This is a genomic window from Microbacterium sp. Se5.02b, from assembly GCF_019464375.1.
Classification (GTDB): domain Bacteria; phylum Actinomycetota; class Actinomycetes; order Actinomycetales; family Microbacteriaceae; genus Microbacterium.
Map to the genome: position 1 here is coordinate 1,079,523 of NZ_CP080491.1, position 20,434 is coordinate 1,099,956.

General features: G+C 70.4%; 18 protein-coding genes and 8 pseudogenes. All 26 read right to left on the reverse strand.

Going from position 1 to position 20,434, the window contains the following annotated elements; translation table 11 throughout:
• Positions 1 to 3: 3 nt before the first annotated feature.
• Positions 4 to 2,063: pseudogene (locus K1X59_RS05440) on the reverse strand (flagellar biosynthesis protein FlhA).
• A pseudogene (locus tag K1X59_RS05445) lies at positions 2,060 to 3,150 on the reverse strand (flagellar biosynthesis protein FlhB). The pseudogenes K1X59_RS05440 and K1X59_RS05445 overlap by 4 nt, the downstream one beginning before the upstream one ends.
• Positions 3,147 to 3,908, reverse strand: a complete 762-nt coding sequence (locus tag K1X59_RS05450; protein ID WP_183152094.1) for a flagellar biosynthetic protein FliR — start codon at positions 3,906 to 3,908, stop codon at positions 3,147 to 3,149. The pseudogene K1X59_RS05445 and the gene K1X59_RS05450 overlap by 4 nt, the downstream one beginning before the upstream one ends.
• A 4-nt stretch (positions 3,909 to 3,912) precedes the next feature.
• The gene (fliQ, locus tag K1X59_RS05455; protein WP_183152095.1) at positions 3,913 to 4,185 is read right to left on the reverse strand and encodes a flagellar biosynthesis protein FliQ; all 273 of its coding nucleotides are present in this window, start codon (positions 4,183 to 4,185) and stop codon (positions 3,913 to 3,915) included.
• Positions 4,182 to 4,997, reverse strand: coding sequence for a flagellar type III secretion system pore protein FliP (gene fliP, locus K1X59_RS05460; RefSeq protein WP_183152096.1), 816 nt, complete (start codon positions 4,995 to 4,997; stop codon positions 4,182 to 4,184). Before fliP ends, fliQ begins: the two co-directional genes overlap by 4 nt.
• Before the next feature lie 202 nt (positions 4,998 to 5,199).
• A pseudogene (gene fliO, locus K1X59_RS20885) lies at positions 5,200 to 5,451 on the reverse strand (flagellar biosynthetic protein FliO); the annotation flags it as partial.
• A gap of 32 nt (positions 5,452 to 5,483) precedes the next feature.
• A complete protein-coding gene (gene fliN, locus K1X59_RS05470; RefSeq protein ID WP_220174011.1) occupies positions 5,484 to 6,143 on the reverse strand; it encodes a flagellar motor switch protein FliN in 660 nt (219 codons plus the stop codon).
• Entirely contained in the window at positions 6,140 to 6,304 is a 165-nt protein-coding gene (locus tag K1X59_RS20890; protein WP_258567098.1) for a FliM/FliN family flagellar motor C-terminal domain-containing protein, read from the reverse strand. The genes fliN and K1X59_RS20890 overlap by 4 nt, the downstream gene beginning before the upstream one ends.
• A gap of 203 nt (positions 6,305 to 6,507) precedes the next feature.
• A pseudogene (locus tag K1X59_RS20895) lies at positions 6,508 to 7,071 on the reverse strand (hypothetical protein); the annotation flags it as partial.
• Between the two features lie 48 nt (positions 7,072 to 7,119).
• Entirely contained in the window at positions 7,120 to 7,929 is an 810-nt protein-coding gene (locus K1X59_RS05480) for a flagellar motor protein MotB (RefSeq protein WP_183152097.1), read from the reverse strand.
• Positions 7,926 to 8,741, reverse strand: a complete 816-nt coding sequence (locus K1X59_RS05485; RefSeq protein ID WP_183152098.1) for a motility protein A — start codon at positions 8,739 to 8,741, stop codon at positions 7,926 to 7,928. The genes K1X59_RS05480 and K1X59_RS05485 overlap by 4 nt, the downstream gene beginning before the upstream one ends.
• Positions 8,741 to 8,989 carry a flagellar FlbD family protein gene (locus K1X59_RS05490; RefSeq protein WP_183152099.1) on the reverse strand — a complete coding sequence of 83 codons (249 nt, stop codon included), beginning with the start codon at positions 8,987 to 8,989 and terminating at the stop codon, positions 8,741 to 8,743. The genes K1X59_RS05485 and K1X59_RS05490 overlap by 1 nt, the downstream gene beginning before the upstream one ends.
• 229 nt (positions 8,990 to 9,218) lie before the next feature.
• Positions 9,219 to 10,918: pseudogene (locus tag K1X59_RS05495) on the reverse strand (long-chain-fatty-acid--CoA ligase).
• 44 nt (positions 10,919 to 10,962) lie between these two features.
• Positions 10,963 to 11,361: a hypothetical protein gene (locus K1X59_RS05500; protein ID WP_183152100.1), complete on the reverse strand. Its 399-nt coding sequence runs from the start codon at positions 11,359 to 11,361 to the stop codon at positions 10,963 to 10,965.
• A 67-nt stretch (positions 11,362 to 11,428) separates the two neighbouring features.
• Entirely contained in the window at positions 11,429 to 12,589 is a 1,161-nt protein-coding gene (locus K1X59_RS05505; RefSeq protein ID WP_220174012.1) for a flagellar hook protein FlgE, read from the reverse strand.
• Between the two features lie 27 nt (positions 12,590 to 12,616).
• Positions 12,617 to 13,054: a flagellar hook assembly protein FlgD gene (locus K1X59_RS05510; RefSeq protein WP_183152101.1), complete on the reverse strand. Its 438-nt coding sequence runs from the start codon at positions 13,052 to 13,054 to the stop codon at positions 12,617 to 12,619.
• A gap of 14 nt (positions 13,055 to 13,068) precedes the next feature.
• Complete coding sequence (locus tag K1X59_RS05515; protein ID WP_220174013.1) at positions 13,069 to 14,412, reverse strand: flagellar hook-length control protein FliK; 1,344 nt, start codon at positions 14,410 to 14,412, stop codon at positions 13,069 to 13,071.
• Positions 14,409 to 14,747, reverse strand: a complete 339-nt coding sequence (locus tag K1X59_RS05520; protein WP_244632418.1) for a flagellar FliJ family protein — start codon at positions 14,745 to 14,747, stop codon at positions 14,409 to 14,411. The genes K1X59_RS05515 and K1X59_RS05520 overlap by 4 nt, the downstream gene beginning before the upstream one ends.
• A 79-nt stretch (positions 14,748 to 14,826) precedes the next feature.
• A pseudogene (locus K1X59_RS05525) lies at positions 14,827 to 16,120 on the reverse strand (FliI/YscN family ATPase).
• A complete protein-coding gene (locus K1X59_RS05530; RefSeq protein WP_183152104.1) occupies positions 16,117 to 16,698 on the reverse strand; it encodes a FliH/SctL family protein in 582 nt (193 codons plus the stop codon). The pseudogene K1X59_RS05525 and the gene K1X59_RS05530 overlap by 4 nt, the downstream one beginning before the upstream one ends.
• A 12-nt stretch (positions 16,699 to 16,710) precedes the next feature.
• Positions 16,711 to 17,713: pseudogene (fliG, locus tag K1X59_RS05535) on the reverse strand (flagellar motor switch protein FliG).
• Positions 17,710 to 18,657: a flagellar M-ring protein FliF C-terminal domain-containing protein gene (locus K1X59_RS22345; RefSeq protein WP_396652601.1), complete on the reverse strand. Its 948-nt coding sequence runs from the start codon at positions 18,655 to 18,657 to the stop codon at positions 17,710 to 17,712. The pseudogene fliG and the gene K1X59_RS22345 overlap by 4 nt, the downstream one beginning before the upstream one ends.
• Positions 18,546 to 19,331, reverse strand: a pseudogene (gene fliF / locus K1X59_RS22350) (flagellar basal-body MS-ring/collar protein FliF); the annotation flags it as partial. The pseudogene fliF and the gene K1X59_RS22345, both read right to left, overlap by 112 nt.
• Complete coding sequence (gene fliE / locus K1X59_RS05545) at positions 19,331 to 19,633, reverse strand: flagellar hook-basal body complex protein FliE (RefSeq protein WP_183152105.1); 303 nt, start codon at positions 19,631 to 19,633, stop codon at positions 19,331 to 19,333. The gene fliE and the pseudogene fliF, both read right to left, overlap by 1 nt.
• A complete protein-coding gene (locus K1X59_RS05550; protein WP_183152106.1) occupies positions 19,633 to 20,025 on the reverse strand; it encodes a flagellar basal body rod protein FlgC in 393 nt (130 codons plus the stop codon). Before K1X59_RS05550 ends, fliE begins: the two co-directional genes overlap by 1 nt.
• Positions 20,022 to 20,363, reverse strand: coding sequence for a flagellar basal body protein (locus K1X59_RS05555; protein WP_183152107.1), 342 nt, complete (start codon positions 20,361 to 20,363; stop codon positions 20,022 to 20,024). The genes K1X59_RS05550 and K1X59_RS05555 overlap by 4 nt, the downstream gene beginning before the upstream one ends.
• Positions 20,364 to 20,434 lie beyond the last annotated feature (71 nt).

Here is a 20,434-nt window from a genome sequence, read left to right on the forward strand (position 1 = left end):
CGTTCAGCCTACTGCCGTGGCGGTGGAGCCGACCGCTGCCAGCGGTGCGTCTCGGACGACGCCGACCGTCTCGATCGTGAGCGCGGCGGCGGTCGCCTCCGTGTACGACAGCACCGGCAGGCCGTCGGTCTGCGCCGAGACCAGCCTGCGCACGGCGGGACGCAGCGAGGGGGCGCACACCAGCACGGGCTCGCCGCCTTCCCGCACCGACGAAACAGCCTGTTTGACCGACTCGACCACCGTCTCCATGCGCTGCGGGTCGAACACGATCTGCGACCCCTCGTCTCCGGGGCGCAGGCTCTCGAGCATCGCCTGCTCGAGAAGCGGAGCGATCATCACGACCCGCAGCGTGCCGGCATCCGCGAATCGTGCGGCGATCGCGGGTCCGAGTGCCGCGCGAGCCGCTTCGATGAGTCCTTCCGGGTCGGTGCCGACTCTGGCACGCAGCGCGAGCGCCTCGTAGATCCGGGCGAGATCGTTGATGGGCACCCGCTCGGCGAGCAGCCCCTGCAGCACCCGCTGGACCTCGGCCAGGGACAGCAGCGCGGGGGTGAGCTCTTCGACGGCGGCAGGCGAGGCCTGCTTGAGGGCATCCGTGAGCTGGCGCACGTCTTCCCGGCTGAGCAGCCGGGCGGCGTGTGCATGGATCACGCTGGACAGGTGGGTGATGATCACGCTGGCCCGATCGATCACGGTGGCTCCGGCGAACTCGGCGCTGTGACGCATCTCGAGCGGGATCCACTTGCCCTCGAGGCCGAACACCGGGTCCAGGGTCGCGGTGCCGGGGAGAGCTTCCAGACCCTGCCCGAGAGCCAGCACGGATCCCACGGGGGCGGTTCCCCTCCCGGTCTCCACGCCGGCGATGCGGATGACGTAGGTCGCCTGCGCGAGCTCGATGCTGTCGCGTGTGCGCACCGGCGGCGTGATCAGCCCGAGGTCGAGGGCGACACGGCGGCGCAGGGCCTTCACCCGCGCCAGCAGATCGTCGGGCCCTCCTGTGACCAGATCGACGATGTCGGGGAGAGGAGGATCTCGAGCGGATGCACGCGCATCTTCTCGATGAGCTCCTCCGGCTGATCCGCGGCGGCAGCAACGGGCGTCTGCGCGGCGGCCGCCTCCTCGCGCTTCCTCGTCGCCTTGATGCGCTGCGCGATGAGCAGGAGGCCCGCCCCGATCGCCACGAAGGGGAGCATGGGCATGTGCGGGATCAGCGACATCACGATCGCGGCGCATCCGGCGATGATGAGCGCATTGCGGGACTGCCCGAGCTGCGCCGAGGCGGCCGTTCCCATCTCGGCCTCCGCCGTCGAGCGCGTCACGATCATGCCCGTGGAGACGGCCATCAGCAGCGCGGGGATCTGGGTGACCAGTCCGTCGCCGATCGTCAGGAGGCTGTAGGTGCTCACCGCTTCGTCGATGGTCATGCCGTGCTGCACCAGCCCGATGGCGATGCCGCCGACGACGTTGATGATGATGATGACGAGCCCGGCGATCGCATCGCCCTTCACGAACTTCGACGCACCGTCCATGGCGCCGTAGAAGTCCGCCTCGGCGGCCACCTCCGCACGACGGGCGCGGGCCTCCGCATCGGTGATGAGCCCCGCGTTGAGGTCGGCGTCGATCGCCATCTGCTTGCCGGGCATGGCATCGAGCGTGAACCTCGCGCCCACCTCGGCGACGCGCTCCGCTCCCTTGGTCACCACGACGAACTGGATCACGACGAGGATCAGGAAGACGACGGCGCCGATGATGAGGGAGCCGCCGACCGCGATCGCCCCGAACGCCTCGATGACCTGCCCCGCATAGGCCTCACCGAGGACCAGACGGGTCGACGCCACGTTCAGCCCGAGGCGGAACAGCGTCGCCACGAGGAGGAGCGAGGGGAACACCGAGAAGTCCAGCGGCTTCTTCACGAACATCGACGTGAGCAGGATCACGAGCGCGAACATGATGTTCAGGATGATGAGGATGTCGAGCAGGAACGGCGGCACCGGGACGACGAGGAGCATGATGATGCCCACGACTCCGATCGGCACCATGAGCTTGACGAGCAGCTGTCTCATGCGGTCCTCCGGTAGGGAAGCGAGTGGATGCCGCGGGCGGCCCCGCGTCGTCGCAGCGAGTCGACGAACACGAGGACGCGGGCCACGGCGTTGTACAGGTCTTCGGGGATCTCCTGCCCCAGCTCGCACGCGGCGTGCAGGGCGCGCGCGAGGGTGATCTCGCGCACGAGCGGCACACCGGCGCGCACGGCCTCGTCGCGGATGCGCTCCGCGACCACGCCGCTGCCCTTCGCGACCACCTTGGGGCGGCCCGCCCTGCCTCATATCGGAGGGCGACGGCGATGTGCGTGGGGTTCACGAGCACGACATCCGATCCGGCGACCGCGGCGATCATGCGGTTCCGGCTCACGGCGAGCTGCCGGGAGCGTCGCTGCTGACGGATCAGGGGGTCGCCCTCCGAGCTCTTGCTCTCGTCGCGGATCTCGCGCTTCGTCATGCGCGTGTGCTTGCGGTTGCGCCGCATCACCACGAACATGTCGATCGCCGCGAGCACGAGTCCGACGGCGATCGCAGTCTGCAGCAGGGCGGTCGTGCCCTCGCTCGCGGTGCCGAGCAGTCGCGAGATCGAGTGTGCTCCGCTGGCGGTGAGCACGGGCATCAGGTTCGCGATCACGAGCCAGAGGGCGATGCCGATCGCGGCCGTCTTCAGCAGGGCCTTGGCCCCCTCCCACAGCGCCTGCATGCCGAACACGCGGCGCACGCCCGTGACGAGGTTGAACTGCTCGAACCGGCCGGTGAGCGGACGCAGATGCACGCCGCCCTGGATCACCGCCCCGATCAGGGTGACGACGGCGACCGCGGCCAGCATCACCGTCAGGGTCGGCAGCACGGAGGCGAGGCCACGCCCCAGCGCCACGAGAGCCGCCTCAGGGGTGGGCGCCTCGACCAGGGACGTCAGTGTGAGGAGCTGTTCGGTTCCCGCGGAGGCGCCGAGGGCGATGGCCGCGGGCATGGTGACCGCGGCCGCACCGATGCCTAGCCACGCCGTGAGGTCCTGGCTGCGCGACAGGCGCCCCTTCTTGCGGGCTTCGCGAAGGTGCTTGTCGGTGGCCTTCTCGCTGCGCTCGCCGGTATCGGTGCCGCTCACTCCCGCACCCCCTGCATCATCCTGAGGGCCTGGGTGGCGAGCGCGTCGACGATGCCGGGCAGAGCGATGTACACGGCTCCGGCGAGCAGGAGGGTGAGCAGGATCTTCACCGGGAAGCCCATCGCGAACGCGTTGAGCGCCGGCGCCACGCGCGTGATCAGCCCCAGCCCGACGTCGGCGAGGAACAGCACGAGCGCGAGAGGCCCGGCGATCTGCACCGCCGCGAGCACCATCTGCGACACCCCGTCGACAAGGAGCTCTGCCGGCCCTGCGACCGTGAACACCCCGTCGACCGGTACGGCCTGGAAGCTGCGGGCGAGCCCGGCGAGGATCAGCTGATACCCACCGGAGGCGAAGAGCAGGGTCAGCGCGGTCAGATGGAAGAGCCGGGTGAACTGCGCGCCGTTCACCATCGAGTGCGGGTCGAACGCCTGCGCCAGCTGGAATCCCCCGAACACGTCGATCAGGCTGCCGGCGGCTTGGAGCGCCGAGAAGCACAACAGCACGAGGAAGCCGAGCAGGGCTCCCGTCACCAGCTGCAGCACGAGGGCCCCGAGGAACGGCCCGGTGTCGAGGTTCTCGTACCCGGGGGCGACCGCCGTGCCGACGGCGAGCGAGAGACCGATCGCGAGCATCGCCTTCACCCGTGCCGGGATCGCCCCGTAAGAGAACGGCGGGGCGATGACGATGAACGCCGTGATGCGCACGGCGGCGAGCATCGTGGCCTCCAGCCAGGCGAAGTCGATCGGGATGTACACGTCGTCAGCCGCTCAGCAGCGAGGGGATGCGGGCGAACATCTCGTTCGTGAACGCGATCATCTCGGCGATCATCCAGTTGCCCGCGATGAGCAGTGCGATGCCGACCGCGACGATCTTGGGCACGAACGAGAGCGTCACCTCCTGCACCTGGGTGATGGACTGCAGCAGCGAGATCGCGAACCCCACCACGAGTGCGGTGACCAGGACGGGTGCGGCGAGCTTGGCGGCGATGATCAACCCCTGCATGCCGATGTCGATCACGGCCTCCGGGCTCATCCGACACCTCCGTAACTCTCCAGCAGGGCGCGGATGATGAGCCCCCATCCGTCGACGAGGATGAAGAGCAGGATCTTGAACGGCAGCGAGATCATGACGGGCGGGAGCATCATCATGCCCATCGACATGAGCGCCGCCGCGACCACCAGGTCGATCACGAGGAACGGCACGAAGATCACGAAGCCGATGATGAACGCCGCACGGAGCTCGGAGATCATGAACGCCGGGATGAGCGTGTACATCGGCACGCTCGATGCATCCTCGGGGTTCGGCTGACCCGCCATCCGGGTCATGAGGGCGAGATCCTCCTCGCGCGTGAAGCGCAGCATCCACTCCTGCAGCGGGAGCTGACCGACGTCGATCGCCTGCGTGAACGTGAGGCTGCCGTCGATGTACGGCTGCACCGCGATCGTGTTGATCTCGGTGAGCACCGGCCACATGATGAACAGCGACAGGAAGAGCGAGAGCCCGGCCAGCACCTGGTTCGGCGGGATGGTCGGCAGCGACAGGGCGTTCCTGGTCATCGCCAGCACCACGAAGATCTTCGTGAACGACGACATCATCAGCAGCAGCGCAGGGGCGACCGACAGCAGTGTGATGCCCAGCAGGGTGAGGATCGATCCGGAGGGACCGCCGTCGACGCCGTTGATGTCGATCGTGACGCCCTCGCCCGGATCGTCCGGGGTGACCTCGGCGTGGGCCGCCGTGCTCGAGAGAAGCGTCAGGACGACGACCAGCGCGAGCGCGAGGGCGAGGATCAGTGCGACGCGTCGCAGCGCGCGGCCGTCGACGACCCCACGGGCGACACTCATCGCGTGCGCCGGATGGCCTCGGCGGTCTGCCGCCAGGTTTCGGGGAGAGGATGGAACCGCGCAGCGGATCGTTGCGGTGCCGCACGCGTCGCTGCGGTGCCGGAGCCGTGTGCGACGGCGTCGCCTCTGCCAGGGCGGTCGCGGCGAGGATGCGGTCGAACTCCTCGGCGTCGGCTGCCGTATCGGACCCGGTCGGCCACGAGGGACGGGCGGCCTCGTCGGAGACATCCGGCTCCTTGACGGGCAGGCGGTCGACGACGTTCACGCCGTGCTCGGTGACCCCGAGCACGTAGCGGGCGTCCGCGGTCTGGATCACGACGATCTGCGCCTTCGGCCCCACTCCCTGACGGCCGAGGACCGTGATCGCCTCGCTGTCGCGGCGGCGCGCCTGCGTCCGTGCGACGCGGCGCTGGAGGTACCAGAGCACCCCGAGCACCGCGGCGAGCGAGAGCACGACCCGGAGGCCGAGCAGGAGGTCGTCCAGGATCAGGCCTCGACGTTCTCGAGGATGCGTGTGATGCGGACCGCGTAGTCCTGGTCGACCACGACCACCTCGCCGTGCGCGATGACTCGGCCGTTGAGCTTGATGTCGGCGGGTGCTCCGGCGGAGCGGTCGAGTTCGACGACGCGTCCCGGCTCGAGGTCGAGCACATCGCGAACGGCCATCCTGGTGCGGCCGATCTCGACCGTGAGCTCCATCTCGACCCCGGCGATGCGGTGCAGGCGGTGCGAGCTGCGTGCACCACGGGCCGGAGCGTGCGTGACGATCACCGAGAGTCGGCCGATCGTGCGACCCGTGTCGTCCTGCAGGTCGAAGAGCTGGGCGGCGGGGTCGGAGAACAGCGGAGAGGCGTCACCCACCGTTGCATCGCCGAGAGCGCCGGCGCCCAGGGTGCTCGCGGAGGCCTCGAGGGCGTCGCGCAGCCGATCTCCGAGCGGCGCGGAGCCGAGCCCGTCGACCAGGCTCTCCGGGTCGAAGAGCTGCACGGCGAGCTGTGCACTCGCCTCGCCGACGAACTGCACGATCACGGCATCCCCGGTGTCTCCCGAGACCTCGGAGGGGAGGGCCCTGGTGGGAACCGCGGTCGGCAGCTTCGCCGCGAAGGCGGCGGCGACAGCGGACTCGTAGGTGGTGGTGCTGGTCACGCGGACTCCTCGGCGACGGCAGGATCGGGGACGGTGGAGGTGACGACGCACGCCAGACGCGCACCGGCACTGCCGACGGCGGCGGTGGCGACGGTCTGGTCGCCCACGGCGAGGAGCAGCGGGCGATCGGCGGAGTGCGGGAACGACACGATGTCGCCCACCGCGAGATCGAGAACCTCGCGGGGAGCACCACTCGGGAGGCGAGTCGCAGGGCGAGATCGACGGGCGACACCTCGACCTGACCGCGGATCAGGCCAGGGGCGGCCGTGCGATCGGCATCCGATGTCCGTGCGGTGAATCCGGCGAGGACGGAGGCGGGCAGCATCACGCTCGCCGGCACGGCCCTGCCCGCGAGGCGCATCGAGAACCGCGCCACGATGACGGGCTCTCCCGATGCCGCGACCTGGGCGAACTGGGAGCTGTACTGGATCCCGTTCACCGTGACCCCGCTCGGCAGCAGCCCGTCGAGCGCACCGGTGAGGTGGTCGAGGGCGTCGACGATCAGCGAGCGGATCAGCGCCTGCTCGATCGGGGTGAAGGTGCGGTCCTCGGAGGCTCCGGATGCGCGCCCGCCGACCATCTGCACGATCCACGTGGTCGCCGCAGAGGTGGGCAGCTGCACGATGAGACGCTCATCGGAATCGGGGAGAGCGCACACGATCAGGGTGGTGGTGGACGGCAGCGACTGGGCGTACTCGCCGTAGGTCAGCATCCCGACGTGCTCGACCGCGATGGTCGCGCGCACGTGGATCTTCGCCGAGAGCTGCGCCGACCATTGCCGGGAGAAGGTCTCGAACGCCAGTTCCAGGGCCCGGGTGTGCTCGCGCGAGAGAGTCGCCGAGCGGCCGAAGTCGTAGACGTCGACCTCGGCGCTTCTCGTCGCCGTCGCTGCGCGCACCTCGGAGCGCACGCTGTCCTGGATCACCACGAACCCGACTATCGGGCGGTGAGCGGCGCGCGTTAGGTGCAGGACGGGTCAGGAGGACGGCTGCCCCGCCTGTGCTTCGGGGATGAGCGCTCGCACCTCCTCGTCCGCATCAGAGAGGACCACGATGTCGACCCGTCGATTCTGGGCGAGGGCCTCGGAGGAGTCGCCGGCTGCTACGGGTCGCGTGTCGCCGAAGCCGACCGACTTCAGGTGCGCAGGCGGGAGGCCGGACGACTCGACGAGGTGCCGCAGCACCTGTGTCGAACGACCGGCCGACAGCTCCCAGTTGGTGGGGTACGGCGCCACGGAGCCGCGCACGTCGGCGTGCCCCTCGACCGAGATCTCGTTCGGCGCGGTCACGAGCACCGAGCCGAGGGCGTCGAGCACCAGGACCGCGGTGGAGCTGAGAGCGGTGCTGTTCGTGGTGAAGAACGTCTCGGCGCTGACGAGCCCGATCGTGAGACCGCGCTCGTCGATCGTGAAGGTGACGTCGGCCTCGAGACCGTTCTGGGAGAGCACCTGGCGCAGGCGTTCCCGGAGCGCGGAGAGCTCGCTGAACTCGTTCTGCGCAGCCGCCAGGTTCACGTCGGCGAAGTCGTCGCCGTTCTCGTCGACCAGTTCCGGCGGCACCACCACGCCCGTCACGGCATCCACGTCTTCCGACGGCTCCTGGCCGAACCCCGTGGCGAGGGATGCGCTGAGCGCCTCGAACTTCTCCTGGTCGACGGTCGACATCGCGAACAGCACGATGAACATGCACATCAGCACGGTGACCATGTCGAGGTACGACGCCATCCAGCGCTCATCCGGCCCGCTGTGCTCCTCGTGCGGAATCCGGCGACGCGCGCGCACGCTCATGGAGCGGACTCCGGCTCCGTCTCCTGCGCGGCGCGATCCTTGGTGCCGTGGCCGGAGCGTTTCGAAGGGCGCTCGGCGACGAGTGCCCGCAGCCGCTCGCCCACGAACTGCGGCGGAGCCCCGGCCTGGACCGCCAGCATGCCCTCCATGAGCACGGTCATGCGTTCGAGCTCGAGCTCGCCGAGTCGCTGCAGCCTTCCGCCGATGGGCAGCCAGATGAAGTTGGCCGAGAGCAGACCCCACAGCGTCGCCACGAACGCCGCCGCGATCATCGGTCCGAGCGTGTCGGGCTTGTCGAGCTTCTCCAGCACGTGCGTGAGCGAGACGACCGTGCCGATGATGCCGACCGTCGGCGCGAATCCGCCGAGCGTCATGTAGAACCGCGAGGCGGTGCGGTTGCGCGCGGCGGTCGAGGTGAGCTCGTCTTCCAGCAGCGTCCGCAGGTCTTCGGCATCCGTGCCGTCGGCGATGCTCTGCAGCGCCTGGCGCAGGAACGGGTCCTTCTCGTCGTCCAAGCCTTGTTCCAGGGCGAGGAGTCCTTCCGCTCGCGCCTTCTCGGCGTAGCCGACGACCGTGTCGATCATGCTCGAGGCCGTGCGGCGCTCGCCGCGGAAGGCGCGCGGGAGCGCTTTGACGGCGTGGAGGGCATCGCGCAGGGTGCCGCTCGCGAGGCCGACCGCGATCGTGGCGCCGAACACCAGCACCATGGGTGCGGGCAGCAGCAGGGAGCCGACGGTCGCGCCCTCGATGTTGATCATGGCGACCAGCGCGCCGAAGGCGAGGACGAGTCCGAGGATGAGAGACGGATCCATCAGCGACCGTCCTCGGTGTCCGCCGACGCGGCATCCGTGTCGGCTCCGGCGATCAGGGCGGCCGCGGTGGCCAGCACTCCGGCGCGGAAGCGGGTGATCTCCGCGATCACGTCGTCCATCGTCTCGGTGACGACGAAGGTCGCGCCGTCGACCATGATGAGCGTCGTGTCCGGCGTGGCCTGGACACGTTCGATCAGGTCGGGATTCACCGCGAACCGCGAACGGTTCAGGCGCGTGAGGACGATCATGGGCTCCATCCTGGAAAGATCCGTCCGCGTTCCGAGGAGCGCGGACCCGACGGCCCGTCCTGGGCTGTCGGAGGGGACTGTCGGCTGGAGAGGGCCCGGCGTTAGCGCGGAGGTGGGTGTCGATGGCGAACCGGCTCGGTGCCGAGAACACGAGTGATGGCGTCGTTACTCGTGGTTAAGAGGACAAGCCTTAGTAACGAGTGCGATAATCGGCTTTGCGCCCCGCCGCTCAGCGGTCGGCGAGCAGCCGATCGCGCACCTGGCGGCGCAGAACCTTGCCGATGAGCGATCGGGGAGATCGTCGACCGCGGTGATGCGGCGCGGCACCTTGTAGGGGGTGAGCCGCGTGCGACAGAAGTCGCGGAGCGCGTCCACGTCGAGCGCAGCGCCCTCGCGGAGCACCACGGCGGCGGCGACCTCTTCTCCGCCATGAGGTCGCGGAAGACCCACGACCGCGGCCGCCGTGACGTCGGGATGCGCGACGAGCGCGTCTTCCACCTCGCTGGGCGACACGTTGAAACCGCCGGTGATGATGAGCTCCTTGAGGCGGTCCACGATGGTCACGAACCCGTCGGGCGAGACCTGGGCGATGTCGCCCGTACGCAGCCAGCCGTCGGGGAGCAGAGCATCGGCCGTCTCGCCAGGACGCCGCCAGTACCCCTGGAAGATCTGCGGACCGCGGAGGAGGAGTTCGCCGTCCTCACCGGCAGGCACGTCGACGGTCGGGTCCGCCGGGTCGACGACGCGGATCTCCGTGCTCGGAAAGGGAACGCCGACGGTGCCGGGACGACGGGTGGGGCCCATCGGGTTGCCGAGCGCGACCGGTGAGCTCTCGGTCATGCCGTAGCCCTCGACGAGCAGACCGCCGGTGGCCTCTTCCCAGCGCTTCACCGTGGCGACCGGAAGGCTCATCGCTCCGGAGATCGCGAAACGGACCGTCGAGAGGTCGATGGTCCCTCGGGCGGCGGCGCGGGCGAGAGCATCGTAGATCGGCGGCACGGCCGGAAGGAAGGTGGGCGGCGTGGAGCGTGACGCCGCCGTGACCAGGCCGAGGTCGAACGTGGGGAACAGGACGAGCCTCGCCCCGATGCTCATCGCGAAGGTCAGGCACAGCGTCATGCCGTACGCGTGGAACAGCGGCAGCACGCCGTAGAACGTCTCCTCGCCGTCGACGAGCCCCGGCACCCACGCTCGTCCCTGCATCGCGTTGGCGCGCAGGTTCGAGTGCGTCAGGATGGCCCCCTTCGGGGAACCCGTCGTCCCGCTCGTGTACTGGAGCAGGGCGGTGTCATCCAGCGTCGGACCCGGCACCCGCCGTGAGATCCTGCGGTGATCGGCGAGGCTCTTCCAGGCGACGAGGTGGTGCGCCTTCGGGGCTCCGGTCAGCTTCGCCCGCGACTCGCGCGCGCGGCGCAGCGGCAGTCGAAGGGCGACCCGTTTCGAGAGCGGCATCGCCGCGGTGATGTCGACGCTCACGATGTGCTCGACCTCGAGGTCGACCGGGAAGCCGGCGATCGTGTCGACCGCTTTGTCCCACACGACGGCGACGCGCGCTCCGTGGTCCTCGAACTGGTGCCGCAGCTCCCGCGCGGTGTAGAGCGGGTTGTGCTCGACGACGATCGCACCGAGTCGCAGGATCGCGTAGAAGGCCACGACGTGCTGCGGGCAGTTGGGCAGGACCAGAGCGACACGGTCGCCCGCGCCGACTCCGAGCCGCCGGAGCCCTTCCGCGGCGCGCTCGACCTGCTCGCCGAGCTCTCGGTAGCTCGTGACCGCACCGAAGAAGTCCAGCGCCGGACGCCTGCCGAACGCCGCGACACTGGCCGCCAGCATCTCCGGCAGCGTCTGCGAGGGATCGTCGATCTCGGCCGGGACGCCGTCCGCGTAGGAATCGAGCCATGGTCGGGAGCTGAGAGGGGTGGCGGACATGTCTCCATCCTGCCCGGGATCGTCGTCCGCGGACACCGCAGCCGTCAGCCGACGAAGAGGAGCACGATCGACACGACGACCGCGGCGGCCCCGACGCCGGCCAGCGTGACGCCGAGCACCTGGAACGCATGCAGGAGCGGCCGTCGGGGTTCGAACCGCATCAGGTCAGGATGCCGCTCGCTGACGAAGGCATCGACCTCGTCTCGTCCCTGCCGGTGGATGTGCTCGTCGGCGCGGAGCGGGCGTTCCCGGAAGTCGCCGGCGGCGAACCAGCGGGCGCGCGCCGAGCCGCCCGCGTCCTCGACGATCACGACCTCCTGAGGTGACCAGGCGCCGTCGTGCACCTTCACCAGGAGCACGACGGCGAGCAGCGGGAGCCCGATGCCGAGGCCGATCCAGGACAGGATCTCGGCGATCATGCCGACGGCGTCGATCGCGTTCATCCCCGACTCCGTTCTCCCTGAGAAGACAGTACCGGTGGTGCAGCGGCGACGACGGACGGCACCGCGTTCAGCGCTTGAGGTTGGTCAGCTCCTGCAGCACCTCGTCACTGGTGGTGATGATGCGGGCGTTCGCCTGAAATCCGCGCTGCGCGACGATGAGATTGGTGAACTCCTGCGAGAGGTCGACGTTCGACATCTCCAGCGCGCCGCTGATGATCGCGCCCATGCCGTCGGAGCCGGCCTGTCCGAGGGTCGGCTGGCCCGAGTTGCCGCTCGGGCGGAACTGCGACGATCCGGCCTTCTCGAGCCCTCCCGGGTTCACGAAGCCCGCGAGCGCGATGCGCGCCAGCACCTCGGTGTCGCCGTTGCTGAACGTGCCGACGAGGCTGCCGTCGTTGGTCAGGGCATACGAGCTCAGGGTGCCGGCCGGCTTGCCGTTCTGCTCCTTGATGGCGACGTCGCTGACATCGGCGAACCCGGTGACCGCCGACAGGTCGACCGTGATGCCGGCGGAGACGATCGACGATGCTCCAGCCTGCGTGCCGTCGGTGAACGCGAGCGAGGTGCGCGCGCCTGCCGGGTCGGTCACGTCCCACCCGGTGGCCGTGCGGGTGAAGGTCAGGCGCAGCGAGGTGGCGGCGCCCTCCGCATCGTAGGTCTTGATGTCGCGCACGAGAGTCTCGCCGACGGCCGCCCCGGAGGGGAGGTTGCCGGTCACACGAGCGGTGGTGGTCGCGGCCGCGGGGCTCAGCGCACCGACCGGCAGCGTGATGTCGCCGATGCCCTGGCCGGGGACGATCGCGCCGCCGCGGGCGGTCCAGCCCTGGACCAGCGCCCCGTCGGCGGAGACGAGCTTGCCGCTCGCGTCGAACGAGAAGCCGCCGTTGCGGGTGTAGAGGGTCTCGCCGCCGGAGCGGACCACGAAGAACCCGTCACCCGCGATCATCAGGTCGGTCGGCACACCCGTGGGCTGCGGGGCCCCGGACGCGAAGTTGGTGCTGATACCGGCGACCTGCACCCCGAGTCCGACCTGGGCGGGGTTCTGGCCGCCCGCGGCCTGCTGCGGCATCATCGAGTTGCGCAGGAGCTGCGACAGCGAGTCCTGGAACTGCACGGCCGAAGCCTTGTAGCCGGTCGTGTTGACGTTGGCGATGTTGTTGCCCGTGACATCGAGCATGGTCTGGTGCGAACGCAGACCCGAGATTCCGGCGAACAGAGAGCGGAGCATGGTGGTGCCTTTCTGGAAGGGGACTGGTCAGGACTGCGGACGGGTGACGAGGTTGACGCCGGACACGGCATCGAGCGGGATCGACTTCTCGCCGATGGTCACGAGAGGGACGGCCCCCGCGTACGAGACCGACGACACGATGCCCTTCTGGGTGACCCCGTCTTCGTCGACGTACTGCGCCTCGTGACCGATCAGCGCCGCCGCCGTCTGGCGCATGCTGAGCGCGAAGCTCTCGGTCGAGGTCGCCGTGAGGGCGGTCAACTGCTCCATGGAGGCCAGCTGCGTGGTCTGCGAGATCATCTCGTTGGTGTTCATGGGCGAGCTGGGGTCCTGATTGGTGAGCTGGGTCACCAGCAGCTTCAAGAACACCTCGGAGTCGAGACTCTTCTTGCGTTCGGTCGCCGGTGTGGTGCTTCCGGTCTGCACCCCGGAAGGCGGGATCGTGCCGGAGATGGGGTCGGTCATGGGGTCCTCTCGGATCAGGCGTAGACGTCGATGCCGCCGTGGGGCGGGACAGTGACAGGGGAGGCCGCGTCGGGCGGGGATGGAAGGAGGCTCGGTGCCGGTCGGGCCTCGCGATTCCGGTCGCCTGACCCCTCTCCGCGTGGCTGACCGCCGCCGGTGCCCGCTGTGGTGCTGTTCGGGGCGCCACCGCCGTTCGAGGAGCTCTGCGGGTTCGACGAACCGGGACCGTCGTCCGAAGACGACAGCATCAGCGAGGCGTGCGGCGCGGCGGCGGCGAGGTCGCGGCGCAGGTCGGCGAGGACGCTGCGCAGCGCCTCGCGCCCGAGGTCGTTCGGCGCGTGCAGTTCGATGTGGATGGCCCCGCCCGAGATGTGGGCGCGAACCGTCACGGGTCCGAGGTTCTCTGGCGACACGGTCAGGGTCAGGCGGTGATCCCCGTCGGGGGCCTGCGCCAGCGCCACCACGGGACCCGCGATCTGTGGGAGCAGCACGGGGCGAGCGCTCGCCGCGTTCGCGACCGCAGCCGGCGTGGCAACCGGTGTGGCAGCAGGCGTGGCCGGGACGATCGGCGCGGATGCCACGGGCGCCGCGGCGCTGGGCGCGGGCGTGGCCGCGGGCGTCGCCGCTTCTCCGGACGGTGCCGACGGCGCAGGGGTCGGCACGGAGGATGGCGCCTCGGCAGCTCGGGCCGCGGAGGCGAGCGGCGTCGCCGAGCCCTTCACCGCGCCGACCTGTGCCGCGGACGTCGCGACGAACCGTCCGGGCGGTGTCGCGACGGCATACGCGGTTCGCGGTCCCGGTACCGGAGCGGCGGTGGCGGAGTCATCGGCTTCTGCGGGCGTCGCGACGGCCTCCACCGACACGGGAGATGCGGACGCGACGGCAGCGGTCCGTCCTGCGGGCGATGCCGTCGCGACCGACGCGGCGACCACGGCGCCGCGCGGTTCGCTTTTCGCGGCCGGAACGACGAGGGGCGACGCGCCGAGCGCCGCGGCGGGCGGCGCGACATCCGTCTGGCCCGAATCGGGGACCTGCGCGGCGACTCCCGTGGCGGGCGCGGGCGACTCCGCCCCGGCGGGAGGGATGACCGTGCCGGGAAGAGACACGACCACGGTGGGCACGGGGATCGCCGTATCGACGGAGGTGTCGGCAGCGGCATCCGGAGTCGTGCCCGTCGGCAGTGCACTCTCCCTGGGCGTGCTCTCGGCCGGAGCGTCGTCCGTGCGCTGCGCCCGCGCGGCGTCCTGGATCACGTCGGCGAAGGCCGCCGCCCCCGGAGTCGCGCTACGGCCGGCCGCGCCGCCGGCAGCACGCGACGCCCGGGCGTCGACGATGTCGATCAGACCGAGCGAGGTCATGACGGCTCCTCCGCTCCGGTCCGCGACCCGATCTCGTCGAGTTCCGCCTGCTCGGCGTGCAGGTCGGCGGCCCGTATCTCCGCGGCGTGCGCCTCGGCGAGTCGATCCAGCCCGCGCACCGCCCTCCGCGCCTCCGCGTGCTCTCTGCGGGCCTGATCGACGGTCTGCTCCTGCAGTTCGGAGAGCGTCGACAGGTCGGCGAGCAGCGTCCGGCCGGCCACGCGTGCCGCCGCGAGCGCTGCCAGCGACCGCACGTCGACGGCTTCACTCCCCGTGCCGGTGAGGTGTGCACGCAGCGACCTGTCGCGTGCTTCCGTGTGCTGGGCGTCGATCACGGCGCGGGAGAGGCGCTGTGCCGCGGCGCGCTCCTGGATCCCCGTACGCGAAGAAGGCCGGCGAGCGAGAACGACCGTGTCATGCGACTGCTCCGAACGCCGTGACCAGCTCGTCCAATCGGCGCCAGGAATCGTCGATCGCGCTGGTCTCGTCGAGGGGCTGGGTGAGGAAGGCGGAGATCGCGCGTTCGTGCGCGATCGCGGCGTCGATGCGCGGGTCGGCGCCGGGGTGGTAAGCGCCGATGTCGATCAGATCGTTCGCACGGCGCCGAGCCGCGAGCACCGCCCGCAGGGTCGCGGCACGGTCGCGCTGGTCGGGCGCGGTGACCTTGCCCGCGACACGGGAGACCGAGGCCAGCACGTCGATGGCCGGATGATGGCCCGACAGGGCGAGCGCGCGGTCGAGTACCACGTGGCCGTCGAGAATCGATCGCACCGTGTCGGCGATCGGCTCATTGTGGTCGTCGCCGTCGACGAGCACGGTGTAGATGCCGGTGATCGAGCCGCGACGGTCGGTGCCGGCCCGTTCGAGGAGCCCCGCGAGCAGCGAGAACGTCGACGGAGGGTAGCCGCGGGTCGCAGGCGGCTCGCCCGCCGACAGTCCGATCTCGCGCTGTGCCATCGCCACGCGCGTGAGCGAGTCCATCATGAGGATCGCGTGGGCGCCGTCGTCGCGGAAGGCCTCGGCGATCCGCGTCGCGGTGTAGGCGGCACGGATGCGGGCCATGGCCGGCTGATCCGACGTCGAGACCACGACCACGGAGCGTGCGAGCCCCTCCGGTCCGAGGTCGTCTTCGATGAACTCGCGCACCTCGCGACCGCGCTCGCCGACCAGCGCGATCACCGTCACCTCGGCCTCGGTGCCGCGGGCGATCATCGACAGCAGCGACGACTTGCCGACCCCGAACCGGCGAACAGCCCGACGCGTTGCCCGCGCCCGACGCTCACGAGCGTGTCGAGTGCGCGGACACCGAGCGGAAGAGGGGAGTCGATCCGGTCGCGCTCCATGATCGACGGCGGAGCGTGATCGAGGCTCACGGCGGGGGCCCCGACGAGCGGCCCTTCCCGTCGATCGGCCGTCCGAGCCCGTCGAGCACCCGTCCGAGCAGGGCGGTTCCGGTCGGAACGCGCAGGGGGCCACCGCGACCGCGCACCGGCGTCCCGACCGTGAGCCCGGCGACAGCGCCCAACGGCATGCAGCGTAGTCCGCCCTCGCCGATCGCGACGACCTCGGCATCGACCCCGTCGAGGGTCACCACGTCGCCGACCGCGCCTTCTATCCCGCGCACCTGAACGCTCAGGCCGCGCACCTGCGACACCACGCCGACGCGCTCCGGGTGCACGGCATCGAGGACGGCGTTCCAGGTGCTCATCCCGCCGCCTCCGTGAGGGTGGCGCGGGCGCGCTCGAACGCGCTCCCGATCCTGGCGTCGATGTGCCCGTGTGCCAGGACCGCCACGGCGTCGCCGCGGTCGAGCTCCTCGTCGGCGACCAGGGCGAAAGCAGACAGATCGGCGTTCGACCCCTGGATCGTGCGCAGGTCGTCGGGGTGCAGGCGCACCTCGCGGATCTCCGCCGACGCGGCTGAGGCCAGGGTGCGTCGAGCCGCCGCGGCCGCGGAGGCGCCGGCGTCGGAGAGCTCGCCGACGACGATGCGCTCCGCGAGCTCGATCGCGCAGCGCAGCACCTGTTCCTCCGCTGCGGAGGTCAGCTCGCGCTCGCGCTCCGTCAACGAGCGTGCGGCGGCGTGCAGAGCGGTGATCGCGGCGTCGAACTCGTGCGCGGCCGCCGCGTCGCGGGTGGCGCGCTCCTCGGCGGCGATGCGCTGCGCCGAGGCGGCCTCGTCCGCGCCGGCACGGAATCCCTCGGCATGCCCGTCCGCATAGCCGCGCATGCGCGCTCTGCGGTGCTCGGCGCCGTCGCCGCGTCCGTCCAGACGCGGGAACAGCACGGGGAGAAGGCGTCAGTAGACATACTCGTCCTCGTCCGCCCGCTGCACCGTGATGTCTCCCGCGGCCTCGAGAGCACGGATGGTGCGCACGATCTCGGCGCGGGCCTCTTCGACCTGCGACACGCGCACCGGTCCGAGCGTGCGGGCCTCCTCGTCGAGGTTCTCCCTGTTGCGCTCCGACACGTTGCGGCGGATGAGATCGGCGATCGCTTGATGCGCACCCTTCAGGGCGAGCGCCAGCGAGCGGATGTCCATGCCTCGCAGCACACGCTGGGTGTCGCGGTCGTCGAGCTTGACGATGTCGGCGAACGTGAACATCCGCGACCGGATGTCTTCGGCGAGCGCGCTGTCGCGGTCTTCGATGCTCGCCAGCAGTGCCTTCTCGACCGTCGCCCCCGAGCGCGCGATGATCTCCACGAGGGGTTCCACGCCGCCGAGGGTCTCGGGTGCATCGCGGCTCGCGAACGAACCGGTGCGCGCTTTCAGAGCATCGGCCACGATCGCGATGGCCTCCTGCGACGCGGTGCCCATCGTCGCGATGGCATGGGCGACATCGGTGCGGATCGGGTCGGGGAGTGCGGCCAGCACGGCTGCGGCACGGTCGGTGGGCAGGTGCGCGAGCACGAGGGCGACGGTCTGGGGAGTTCGCCGTCGAGGAGCGTGGCCAGATGCGCCGGATCCGCCGAGCCGAGGAACTCGAAGGAGGAGTTCATCGACGACGAGCCGACACGGCCGAGCACGGCGGCCGCGCGTTCGGCGCCGAACGTCGCCTCCAGCAGTCCGGCGGCGATGTCCCTCCCGCCGCGTGCGGGGGAAGGTGTCCCGTGGCGATCCGGTGGAACTGTCCGAGCGCCTGCGCGGTGGTGGCGGCATCCAGGTCCTGCAGCTCGATGATCTCGGCGGCGACGGCCTCGGCCTCCGACTCCGAGAGGTGCTTCATCACCTCGATCGCCTGTGCGCGGTCGAGGTTCATCAGCACGACGGCCGCGGTCTGCCGGTCGGTCAGCTCGTTCATGCGTGCTGCCTGTCGTCGATGAGCGTGCGCAGCAGTTCGGCCGTCCGCTTCGGGTCCTGCCGCGTGAGGGAGTCGATCTCGGCGCGGCGGCGCTCGAGGCTGATCTGCGCGGGTTCCGGGTCGGGCTCCGGCTCGGGATCCGGCGTCGTCTCGAGGAATGCGAGCGGGGTCGTCGCCGCCTGATCGATCGCGACGGTGGGCGCTCCGGCGCCGAGGGCGGACAGCGGGGGTGGCCGGTCGCCGAAGAGCTGGTCGAACTCGGACGCGGCCGTGGCCTTGCGACGCATCCGCACGAGGAGGGCGATCGCGGCGAGCAGCAGGGGGAGGGCGATCGCGGCGGCGATGATCAGCGTGTTCAGCAGGACGGCCTGGCGCTCGGCGGCTTCCGCGTCTTTCGCCGCCTGGAGCGCGGCCTGAGCGGCCTCGGCATCGGTCTGGCTGAAAGAGACGCGCTCGACCGTGATGGCGTCGCCGCGCGCTGTGTCGATCCCGGCAGCGGTCTCCACCAGATCGGTCAGCTGGGCGGTGCTGAGGTCGCCGCCCGCCCCGGCGTCGACCGCGACGGAGACCGACTGGCGCAGGATGCTCCCCGCCGGGGTCGAGGTGCTCTGGGTGCTCTTGTTGACCGCGTTGGTCTTGGACTCCTCGGTGGACTCCGACGTGCCGCCATCGGCCGACGGCACGGCGATGTTGTCGGGACCGAGCACGCCGGCGTTCGAGCCGGAGCCGTTCTGCCTATCGGTCCTGGTCTGCTCGGTGAGAGGGGAGCGCCTTCCGCGGGGGTGTATGTCTCGTCCACGCGCTCGTTGACGGAACGGTCGACCTCGGCGACGACCGTCACGGTCGCGTTCCCCGGGCCGACGACCTTGTCGAGCATCTGCTGCACGCTCGCGGTCACGCGCGCCTCGTAGTCGCCTGCCTGCTGGTCGAGGCCGCCGGTCGATCCGATGCCGACGGCCGAGAGCGTCTGACCGCTCTGGTCGACGACCGCGACGTTCTCGGGCTTCATGCCGCTGACCGCTGCGGAGGTCAGGTGCACGATCGCCTCGACCTGCTTCTGCGTGAGCGTCGCGTTGCCGGAGGTCTCCACGAACACGGATGCCGTGGCGTCGACGGTCTCCGAGACGAACACGCTCTCCTCGGGGATCGCGAGCTGCACCGATGCCGCCGTCACGCCCTCGATCGACGAGATCGTGGCGGCGAGTTCGCCCTCGATGGCGCGCTTGTAGGTCACGGACTGCTGGAACTCCGAGGTCGTCACCCCCATGTCGTCGAGCAGCGAGTAGCCGCCGGAGCCGGCACCCGGGAGGCCGGCGGATGCGGCGGCGAGGCGCTGGTCGTACACGTCTTTCTCGGGCACGAGCACTGTCGCACCGCCGTCTGCGAGTTCGTAGGGGACCGAGGAGGAACGCAGCTGCTCGACGACGGCGTTCGCGTCGGAGGCACTCATCCCCGAGAACAGCGGCGTGTAGGTGGGGCGGGTGAGCCAGCTCGACAACGCGACGATCCCGAGTGCCAGCACGGCGACGCCGATGATCGCGATCGTGCGCTGGGCGAGCGAGAAGCCCGCGATCACGCGACCGATGCGCTGGAAGACGTTCGTGACGGCCTGGGGCATCAGGCTTGCATCCGCATGATCTCGGTGAACGCGTCGACGCCCTTGTTGCGCACGGCGGCGACGAGCTCGAGCGTGACCGCCGCGCGGGACGACGCGATCATGGCCGAGTGGATGTCGTCGAGGTCGCCGGTGACAGCGGCGACCTTGAGCGCGTCGGACTCGGACTGCAGGGATCGCAGTTCGTCGATCGCGCCGGTCACGCTGTTCGCGAAGGCGGTGTCGTCCGCACTCTTCGCCGGCGCGGCGGGCGGTGCGAGGGTGAAAGCGGAGGAGACGCCGTCGATCGCGGTGAGAGGGTCCATCAGCTGCGTCCGATCTGCAGGGCGGCTTCGTAGGCGTTGCGCGCACGGTCGACGATCCCCGCGCTGGCCTGATAGCCGCGCTGGGCGAGGATGAGCTGGCTCATCTGGTCGCCGAGATCGATGTCGGGGTAGCGGACGTACCCGTCGGCGTCGGCGAGCGGGTGGTCGGGCTGATGCACGAGGCGGCCCTCTGCGCTGCCCTGCACGGTGCCTGCCACGTACACCCCAGGCGACTGGTCGCTCGTCTGGGCGAGGATGTACCGCGCGCGGAACGCGGCGCCGTCGGTCGCGGTCGCGGTATTGATGTTCGCGATGTTGTCGCTGATGGCGTCGAGCCATTTGCGGTGCACGGTCAGGCCGGTGCTCGCGATGCCGATGGCGTCGAAGGTCATGAGGTCCTCATCGCGGCGCGCATCGACGCGAACGAGCCGTTCACGGCCTGGGTCGCGAACTGGTAGCGCAGCATCGTGTCGACGCTCGACAGGGTCTCGGTGTCGAGGTTGACGTTGTTGCCGTCGAGGCGGGTCGGCTCCAGCGAGGTGCCGACCGTCGCATCGACGCGTCCGTCACCCGCGTCGACGGAGGCGGCGAGCGCCTCTTCGAATCGCACGCGCTTGGCGTGGTAGTCGGGGGTGTTGATGTTGGCGATGTTGTCGGCGATGGCGCGCTGGCGCAGCGCGAGGCCGTCGAGCGCACTCGTCAGTGCGGTGATGGTCACAGAGTCGAACACGAACCGGCTTCCCGTGTGTGGCTGATGTGGCCGATCCCTGGCCGAGTCTTGCGAGCCATCCGTGCTCTCCC

Coding starts and splice junctions, on each gene's coding strand:
- K1X59_RS05485 (WP_183152098.1), bottom strand. CDS start 8,741: ATGGATCCGTCTCTCATCCTCGGACTCGTCCTCGCCTTCGGCGCGCTG.
- K1X59_RS05515 (WP_220174013.1), bottom strand. CDS start 14,412: ATGACCTCGCTCGGTCTGATCGACATCGTCGACGCCCGGGCGTCGCGT.
- K1X59_RS05510 (WP_183152101.1), bottom strand. CDS start 13,054: ATGACCGACCCCATCTCCGGCACGATCCCGCCTTCCGGGGTGCAGACC.
- K1X59_RS05550 (WP_183152106.1), bottom strand. CDS start 20,025: ATGACCTTCGACGCCATCGGCATCGCGAGCACCGGCCTGACCGTGCAC.
- K1X59_RS05500 (WP_183152100.1), bottom strand. CDS start 11,361: ATGAACGCGATCGACGCCGTCGGCATGATCGCCGAGATCCTGTCCTGG.
- fliQ (WP_183152095.1), bottom strand. CDS start 4,185: ATGAGCCCGGAGGCCGTGATCGACATCGGCATGCAGGGGTTGATCATC.
- fliE (WP_183152105.1), bottom strand. CDS start 19,633: ATGGACCCTCTCACCGCGATCGACGGCGTCTCCTCCGCTTTCACCCTC.
- K1X59_RS05505 (WP_220174012.1), bottom strand. CDS start 12,589: ATGCTCCGCTCTCTGTTCGCCGGAATCTCGGGTCTGCGTTCGCACCAG.
- K1X59_RS05490 (WP_183152099.1), bottom strand. CDS start 8,989: ATGATCGTCCTCACGCGCCTGAACCGTTCGCGGTTCGCGGTGAATCCC.
- fliP (WP_183152096.1), bottom strand. CDS start 4,997: ATGAGTGTCGCCCGTGGGGTCGTCGACGGCCGCGCGCTGCGACGCGTC.
- K1X59_RS05480 (WP_183152097.1), bottom strand. CDS start 7,929: ATGAGCGTGCGCGCGCGTCGCCGGATTCCGCACGAGGAGCACAGCGGG.